Source organism: Methylobacterium sp. WL7 (genome assembly GCF_008040085.1).
Lineage (GTDB): Bacteria > Pseudomonadota > Alphaproteobacteria > Rhizobiales > Beijerinckiaceae > Methylobacterium > Methylobacterium mesophilicum.
The window spans coordinates 1-6,908 of record NZ_VRVG01000190.1 but is presented as its reverse complement, the minus strand read 5'-3'; the positions used below and the strand labels follow the sequence as shown (position 1 = coordinate 6,908).

Annotated in this window: 9 protein-coding genes and 1 pseudogene; 1 reads left to right on the top strand and 9 read right to left on the bottom strand. The window is 67.1% G+C overall.

Annotation, left to right across the window (positions count from 1 at the left end; genetic code table 11):
- Nucleotides 1-502, bottom strand: a pseudogene (locus FV233_RS27325) (hypothetical protein); the annotation flags it as partial.
- 357 nt (nt 503-859) lie between these two features.
- Here FV233_RS27325 and FV233_RS27320 point away from each other — a divergent pair.
- Nucleotides 860-1,459, top strand: a complete 600-nt coding sequence (locus FV233_RS27320) for an acyltransferase (protein ID WP_147899397.1) — start codon at nt 860-862, stop codon at nt 1,457-1,459.
- A 458-nt stretch (nt 1,460-1,917) separates the two neighbouring features.
- Here FV233_RS27320 and FV233_RS27315 read toward each other — a convergent pair whose 3' ends face one another.
- The 8 genes from FV233_RS27315 to FV233_RS27280 form a co-directional block, all read right to left on the bottom strand.
- Nucleotides 1,918-2,145: a DUF1127 domain-containing protein gene (locus FV233_RS27315; protein WP_147899396.1), complete on the bottom strand. Its 228-nt coding sequence runs from the start codon at nt 2,143-2,145 to the stop codon at nt 1,918-1,920.
- Between the two features lie 134 nt (nt 2,146-2,279).
- Nucleotides 2,280-2,945, bottom strand: a complete 666-nt coding sequence (locus FV233_RS27310; RefSeq protein WP_187278247.1) for a helix-turn-helix transcriptional regulator — start codon at nt 2,943-2,945, stop codon at nt 2,280-2,282.
- An 85-nt stretch (nt 2,946-3,030) separates the two neighbouring features.
- On the bottom strand, nt 3,031-3,822 hold the full coding sequence (locus FV233_RS27305) for an anti-sigma factor (protein ID WP_147899395.1): 792 nt from the start codon (nt 3,820-3,822) through the stop codon (nt 3,031-3,033).
- Entirely contained in the window at nt 3,819-4,361 is a 543-nt protein-coding gene (locus tag FV233_RS27300; protein WP_147899394.1) for a sigma-70 family RNA polymerase sigma factor, read from the bottom strand. The genes FV233_RS27305 and FV233_RS27300 overlap by 4 nt, the downstream gene beginning before the upstream one ends.
- Before the next feature lie 114 nt (nt 4,362-4,475).
- Entirely contained in the window at nt 4,476-5,426 is a 951-nt protein-coding gene (gene argC / locus FV233_RS27295; protein ID WP_147899393.1) for an N-acetyl-gamma-glutamyl-phosphate reductase, read from the bottom strand.
- Between the two features lie 137 nt (nt 5,427-5,563).
- Nucleotides 5,564-6,067 carry a YidB family protein gene (locus FV233_RS27290; RefSeq protein WP_147899392.1) on the bottom strand — a complete coding sequence of 168 codons (504 nt, stop codon included), beginning with the start codon at nt 6,065-6,067 and terminating at the stop codon, nt 5,564-5,566.
- Nucleotides 6,068-6,273: 206 nt separating this feature from the next.
- Nucleotides 6,274-6,657 carry a CsbD family protein gene (locus FV233_RS27285; protein WP_147899391.1) on the bottom strand — a complete coding sequence of 128 codons (384 nt, stop codon included), beginning with the start codon at nt 6,655-6,657 and terminating at the stop codon, nt 6,274-6,276.
- Nucleotides 6,658-6,731: 74 nt separating this feature from the next.
- Nucleotides 6,732-6,908 (bottom strand): CsbD family protein (locus FV233_RS27280; protein WP_147899390.1); only part of this gene is annotated, 177 nt, incomplete at its 5' end.

The following is a 6,908-nucleotide window of genomic DNA, read 5'->3' as shown; positions in this document are numbered from 1 at the left end:
GATTTGGGTTGCTCAAAAATCTGTAAGCTCTGTAAACATCGAGACCTGGACGCTCAGACACGATATCAAAATCTGCGTCCAGAAGCTTGCGCAGCGCGATAAGATCGAAACTGGCGCGCTCACTCCAGATACGCACGGCGCCTCCGATATTCAGCCCTACTCCGAGTCGGATATAGCGTGTCCAGCTTGTCTCGCCCGGAACAAATTGCATCGACAGCGCACCATCCTCCCCACCGACTGGCGGGATTATCTCAGGATGCGACCACGTCTCGCCGTCATCCGAGAATGCAACGATATCGTTGAATGCCTTATGGGCTGGTCTCGGGTTTGATGAGTCTATTTGTATAGAATGGATTGGAAACCGAAGGCCGAGGTCGATCTTCCGCCAGGAAATTGACGGGTTTATTTCTGCTTGCAAGGAACCGTCTTGATTGACAGCTTGCCATGAGCCGCCCTGCATCAGGTCGATCAGATTTTGACGGTATACGGGTCCCATAGACATCAACGTGTGTTCCGTGCATTTCCGCCTAACTGCCTGCCGACAACCACACGCTCTGGAGCTTGGGTGTTGCAAGTTCAGGCCTTCTACCACGAGCGCGATCGTTGTCGCGGGACCGGCCCGCATTCAGGCAAAAGGGTGATCCGAGCGTTCAGCTCCATGGCAGGTGTCTCTACGGTAGCCTGCTACACCGGTCGAGGGGTGCGGGCGTCGAGAGTCGGCGGATCCGCGCCGGATGGACAAGGCTCTCGAACCGATGCGATATTGGCGTGACTGTCGATGGAGTCTAGCGCTCGGTCCCTCGGTGCAGCATCATCGTTGTGGCTCGCGCTGGATTGCGTAAGATGAGATTGATCGAGCATGCCAATCAAGATCGTTGACCGCGGCCACAATAACCAAATTGATACGTCTGACGACTTTCTCGAGACCCAAAATGGAACGATTTTTTTTGAGCGTGATAACAGCCATGTGATTATCGGCAAGGACTCTAACAGTGACGATATTTATTTGCACTGTGGGTCAGATGCCGTGGTTCATATCGGCGATCACGTACGATTGGCCAAAGCTAGAATGCATATTGTGGCTCCGACAAAATTAATTGTTGCAGAGTTTACCTCATTTGTTGGCAGCGCTCAAATATCTACGCACGAGCCGGCAGAAATCACTTTTGGACACAACTGTCTTATTGCTGACGAGGTTACCGTTTCCGTCAGTGATATGCATTCAGTGATAGACTTGGAGACCGGCGCGCGTATCAATCCTGCACGACCTATTATGCTTGGTCATCGTGTGTGGATCGGCGCGAGATCGACGGTTTTGAAAGGCACGACGATCGGCGATGGATCATTCATCGGTGCGCATTCGCTGGTTCGCGGGACGTTTCCAGCCAATGTGATGGCCGCGGGCGTGCCAGCTAGAATAATTCGATCGAATGTGACGTGGCGCACTGAGTTGCTTTAATAATTCTCTTTCGTCGGAAAAATTATCCGGAGCGGCCGATCACTGTATCGATGTTTTGGATGCGACTATTCAAGACTTATCATGCGATTTGACGAGGGTATCGAATGGATGCGTGGTTAAGAAACCTCGGTGAGCAGATGACGCTTGTTCGCTTATACAGGGGAACAGAGCCTGGATCCGCTCCCGATCCCGAAAACCTCCGTCCGCGCGGAATTGCGGTTAACGTCGTTGATCGGACGTTTTATTATCTCGATAATCAGGGCAAGCTTGCTCAATGGAACGCTTCAGCGATGCCTGATGATCTGTGGGATCGGTTCGCAAATGGGTTCGAGGTAAAATCTAATATCTAACATCGCTCAATGGTACGCAGCGACGGCGAATGAAAGCTCGGCGTTTGATCGATCGGACCGAGCTCCCAATATTGTAGGTTGCTGTACCGCTTGTCGCGCAAGGAGCTGTCAGCCGAGGTTTGGTCTGAGCATTGCAGACTGCATCACAACTAGCGCCCGACTCGGTCTTATACCGGGTGCTGCCGGGTGGCGGTAACCGGCGTCGCAGAACGCGCGCAGGGTGCGTCGGTCCAGGCCGATATCGCACAGCGCGTCGTCGTCGAGCGCCGAGAGGACGCGGTAGGTCCGCGCGGCCGCGCGCCGGGCCTGGATGGATCTCAAGATCGAGACGAGCATGTCGCGCTCTCTTCCGCCATGAATATTGATGTGATGTCGATATTCGACGGATGTGAGCGTCGTTTTATTCTACGTTAAACGCATCACTCATTTGAGTAATGCTGCGTTAAAAATCGATTCGGCTGCGGATACGCTTACGCGGTGGCCGGGACGGGGAGCGGGCACAGCAGCAGCAGGCGCATCAGCTCGGCCTGCCGGTTGGTGCCGGTCTTCTCGAACAGACGGCGCAGATGCGCGCGCGCCGTGTGCAGGGTGATCCGGCGCCGGGCCGCGCTCGCCGCGAGATCGTGCCCGGCCAGGATGTCGGTGGCGAGCGCCGCCTCGGCCGGCGTGAAGCCGAACAGCTCCTGCAGCGCCCCCGGGTCCGGCAGCGGGGCGGCGGCGGGGTCGATGACGCGTAGCAGCACTCCGTTGCCGGGGATCGGGCAGGCGGCGATCAGGAGCGTGCCGCCCTCCCCCGCGAGGCGAAGCGCGCCGCCGGTGCCGGTTGCGCAGCGCGCGACGAGCCGGCCGAACACCGCGGCGTGCTCGGGCGTGCCGGTGCACAGGTATCCGTTCCGGAGGAGCAGCAGGCCCCGGCGGACCAAGGTGTGGGCAGCGCGGTTCAGGACCTGAACGCGCCCGGACCGGTCGGTCACCGCCACCCCCTGCTCGAGATGCTCGACCAGCCGGTAAAGCGCGTCCTCCAGAGTTGCCGGTTCGCGGGCCGGGCGCGGGTCGCCGAACCCACGGGGCGGATCGGGCGTCGGCGTGGCGTGCCGGTCGGATGGGCGCAGGATGCGGTCGGGACTGACGATCACGCGCGGCCCTCATGGGATCGAAGCGGATGGCAGGATGAAGAACCCGGTTCCCCGCGCGGTTATTCCCGGACGCCGATCGAATTCGTCAGTGCGGCTGCCCGGTCCGGGCGCGGTACAGCGCGACGAAGCCCCGCAGGTCTCGGGCGTTGAGGTCCGACACCGCCCAGTAGGTGAGGTCGCCGGCGCTCCAGCGCTCGATGAACGTCCCGTCCCGGCGCGCCTCGACGGCCGCCGCATCGGCGGCCGCCGGCACCACGGTGACGCTGATCACGTGCCGGTCGTGGCGGTAGACCAAGGTCGGCACCGGCTTGCCGTCGACGATGTCGATCCGGCCGCCGGCCAGCGGGTAGCCCCGTTCGGCGAGGTCGGGGGCGTCGGGGGCGATGATGGTGCGGCCGTTGAACCACGGCTTGACCACGTGCCCGTCCGAGGAGGGGATATCGTAGGGCTGCGGCGCGGCGAGACCTCGCAGATGGCCGGCCAGAATGGCGTCGGCCGCCCGCGGCGGGGGGGCGGCGATCCCGAGGGGACCGAGGCCGCCGAGCGAGGCGCCGAGGGCGATCCCGACCACCAGCGTCGCGGCGAGCGCCGGCCAAGAGGTGAGCCGAGGGCTCAGCCAAGAGCTGATCCTTGCGCGGCGGGGCTCCGGGTCGGCGAACCCGACCTCCTGGACGATCCGTCCGCGCAGGGCCTCGGGGACCGGCACCGCCGCCAGCGTGGTCCGCACCGCGCTGGAGATGCCGCGCAGGCGCTCGGCCCTGGTCCGGAGCTCGGGATCGGCCGCGAGGCGCCGCTCCATGGCCAGCACCTCGCCCGGCGACAGCTCGCCGTCGGCGTAGGCGCAGAGCAGCAGGAGGGTCTCGTCGCCGCCGGTCATCGCCCCTCCCCTGCGAGCCGTTCGAGCAGGTGCTGGCGCGCCCGCCCGAGACGCGACATCACGGTCCCGATCGGCACGTCCGTTACCTCGGCGATCTCCCGGTAGCTCAGGCCGTGATACTCGCGCAGCACCAGCGTCTCGCGGAACGGGACCGGCAGCGCGTCGATCGCCCGGGCGAGGCGCCCGCCCTCGTCGTGGGCGATGAGCGCGGCTTCGGGCGTCTCGGGTGCCTCGGCGTGCACGCTTCCTGCATCCAGGATCGCGCGGGCCTCTGGAGCGAGGTCCTCGGCGAAGACCACCGTCCGGGGCCGGTGCCGGTGCAGCCACGAATAGCCGGTGTTGCGGACGATGGTCAGGAACCACGCCCGGGCGTTGCCTTCCGCGAAGGTCTCGATCGCCCGGTAGGCGCGCAGGCAGGCCTCCTGCATCACGTCCTCGGCGTCGGTGGCGTTGCCGGTGAGCCAGTGCGCGAGCCGGTAGCCCTCGTCGAGGCGGGGCAGGACGAGCTGGCTGAAGCGCGCGCGGGCGAGCGTCGTCATGCGCCGCCCGCCGGGTCCGTGTCCTGCGCCGCCATCGGCCGCTCACCCCGCAGCTCCGCGCCCCGGACTGAGAACCGTCCGGCCGCCCCGGTTATTCCCGGGGGCGGCGAAGAATCAGGCGTCGAGCCCGAGCATCAGCCCGAGGTTCTGCACCGCCGCCCCGGAGGCGCCCTTGCCGAGGTTGTCGAGGCGCGCCACCAGCACCGCCTGGCCGTGCTCGGACGAACCGAACACCCGCAGCTCGAGCCGGTCGGTGTCGTTGAGATCCTCGGGCGTGATCTTCTCGCGGTGGGCGCCGGCCTCGGCGCCGGTCACCACCTGCACCAGCGGCTGGCCGGCATACCAGTCGCGCAGGGCCGCCTCGAGGTCGCCGGCCGCGGGCTTGCCCGGCAGCGCGTCGAGGTGGAGCGGCACGCTCACCAGCATGCCCTGGCGGAAATTGCCCACCGACGGCACGAAGATCGGCCGCCGGGTGAGCCCGCTGTAGCGCTGCAGTTCCGGGACGTGCTTGTGGGCGAAGCCGAGGCCGTAGAGCAGGAACGGCGCCGCGCTGCCCCGCTCGTACTCCTCGATCATGCCCTTGCCGCCGCCGCTATAGCCGCTGACCGCGTTGACGCTGAGCGGAAAATCCGCCGGGATCAGGCCGCCCTCGACCAGGGGCCGCAGGAGCGCGATCCCGCCGGTCGGGTAGCAGCCGGGATTGGCCACCCGCCGGGCGCGGGCCACCGCGGCGCCCTGCTCCCGGGTCATCTCCGGAAATCCGTAGGTCCAGCCGGGGGCGACCCGGTGGGCGGTGCTGGCGTCGAGGATGCGCGGGCCGCCCTCGGGGAGGCTGTCGGCGAGCGCCACCGTCTCCCGGGCGGCGTCGTCCGGCAGGCACAGGACCGCAAGGTCGACCTCGGCGAGCAGCGCGCGCTTGGCCTCCGGATCCTTCCGGTGCTCGGGCGCGATGCTGCGCAGGGTCACGCGGCCGTCGCGCTCCAGGCGCTCGCGGATGCCGAGACCGGTCGTGCCGGCCTCGCCATCGATGAACACGATGGGCCGCGTCGCTGCTTCGCTCGCCATGATCCGCCTCTCAGGCCAGAATCACGCCTGGCCGTCAGGTCCTGGAGGTGACCATTGCGCGCACGCCTGTCAACGGCGGCGTCCGCATCGCCTCGGCCGCGGCGGCCGGGACGATGCGGGCGCATGGTGTTCCGGCCTCAGGTCGGCAGACGGCCGTCCGGCGAGTATCGGTCGATCGCCGAAGGCAGCTCCCGCGACAGGCGCGCCAGGAGCGCCGCCCGGCTCAGGCCGGTCTGACGGGTCAGGTGATCGAGGGTCTCGGGCCCGATGGCGCGCTCGAGATCGGCCTCGGGGAGGTCGCGGTTGGTGCCGTGGTTGATCCACGAGGTGGCGGCTTCGCCGTGGCCGCTCTTGGTGAAGTGGTCGACGAGTTCGCCGAGGCCGCTGGCGATCAGGCCGCCGACGCCGGCGGTCCCGGCGCCGCCCAGCAGGCCCGCGAGGCCGGAGAAATTCTCGAGCCCGCCGGTCCCGGTCGCGGTCCCGGCCCCCGTCGGCGCCGATTTCGGCACGGACGGGACCTGCCCGGGGCTGGTCCCGTGGTCGTGACCCTTCAGCAGTTCGGCGAGCTTGTCGCGGTTCTGGTAGCCGGCCACGGCCAGCAGGCCCAGCAGCGCGGTCATCGAGGGGTAACCCTTGCTCATTGGCGTGTCCTCTCGCGTATCCGCCCGTCGACGTGGAGGCCCGGGCCCCGGCCGGCGGATGCCGGGGCCCGGGGTGCGGATCTCAGCGGGGGCGGCGGGTCGGCGCGGCGGACCGGCCGGCGAAGCGGCGGCCGACATAGGCGATCAGCTTCGGCAGGACGAAGATGGTGAGGAGCTTGCGGATCATCGTGGGTCTCCGTGGCGGGTCAGCGGGGGGAGCGGGTGAGCCAGCCGACGCCGAAGGCGACGACGGCGACGGTGAGAAGGGTCGTGGTGCGGTGGTCGTCCGCGTAGCCGAGGGCGTCGCGGCCGAAGCGGGTGCCGCGGCGCCGGGCCTCCCGGGCGTAGCGGCTGCCGTCGTCGAGGAGCCGCTCGCCCCGCCGGCGGGCCTCGTGGGCGAGGTCGGTGCCCTCGTCGACGAGATCCTCGGTGCGCTCCCGGGCGCGGCCGTAGGCGTATTGCGCCCCGCCGGCGACCTGATCGACGGCGCCGCGGACCTGGCGCGCCGGATCGCCGGTCAGGCTGCCGAGCGCGGTGTTGGCGCGGCCCTTGAGGTGGCGCGTGGCACCGCGAAACCCGTCCCGGTTCATGTGAGGCTCCTGTCTCGGTCCTTCGGGGCGGAAGCGGCCTGGCGGCCGCTTCCGCACATGCGGCAGTGCGTGCGTCAGTGCTTGCCGGTGATCTTGTCGGCGAGGGTCTTGGCGCCGTCCTTGGCGTCGCCGACGGTCTTCTGGGCCTCGCCCTTGAGCTCCTGGGCCTTGCCCTCGGCCACGAGCTTGTCGTTGCCGGTCACGTTGCCGGCGGCCTGCTTGACGTTGCCGACGGCCTCGTTGGCCAGGCC

What these genes read in the sequence shown, in the direction of transcription:
- FV233_RS27320 (WP_147899397.1), top strand. Translation starts at nt 860, where the DNA reads ATGCCAATCAAGATCGTTGACCGCGGCCACAATAACCAAATTGATACG.
- FV233_RS27315 (WP_147899396.1), bottom strand. Translation starts at nt 2,145, where the DNA reads ATGCTCGTCTCGATCTTGAGATCCATCCAGGCCCGGCGCGCGGCCGCG.
- FV233_RS27305 (WP_147899395.1), bottom strand. Translation starts at nt 3,822, where the DNA reads ATGACCGGCGGCGACGAGACCCTCCTGCTGCTCTGCGCCTACGCCGAC.
- FV233_RS27300 (WP_147899394.1), bottom strand. Translation starts at nt 4,361, where the DNA reads ATGACGACGCTCGCCCGCGCGCGCTTCAGCCAGCTCGTCCTGCCCCGC.
- argC (WP_147899393.1), bottom strand. Translation starts at nt 5,426, where the DNA reads ATGGCGAGCGAAGCAGCGACGCGGCCCATCGTGTTCATCGATGGCGAG.
- FV233_RS27290 (WP_147899392.1), bottom strand. Translation starts at nt 6,067, where the DNA reads ATGAGCAAGGGTTACCCCTCGATGACCGCGCTGCTGGGCCTGCTGGCC.
- FV233_RS27285 (WP_147899391.1), bottom strand. Translation starts at nt 6,657, where the DNA reads ATGAACCGGGACGGGTTTCGCGGTGCCACGCGCCACCTCAAGGGCCGC.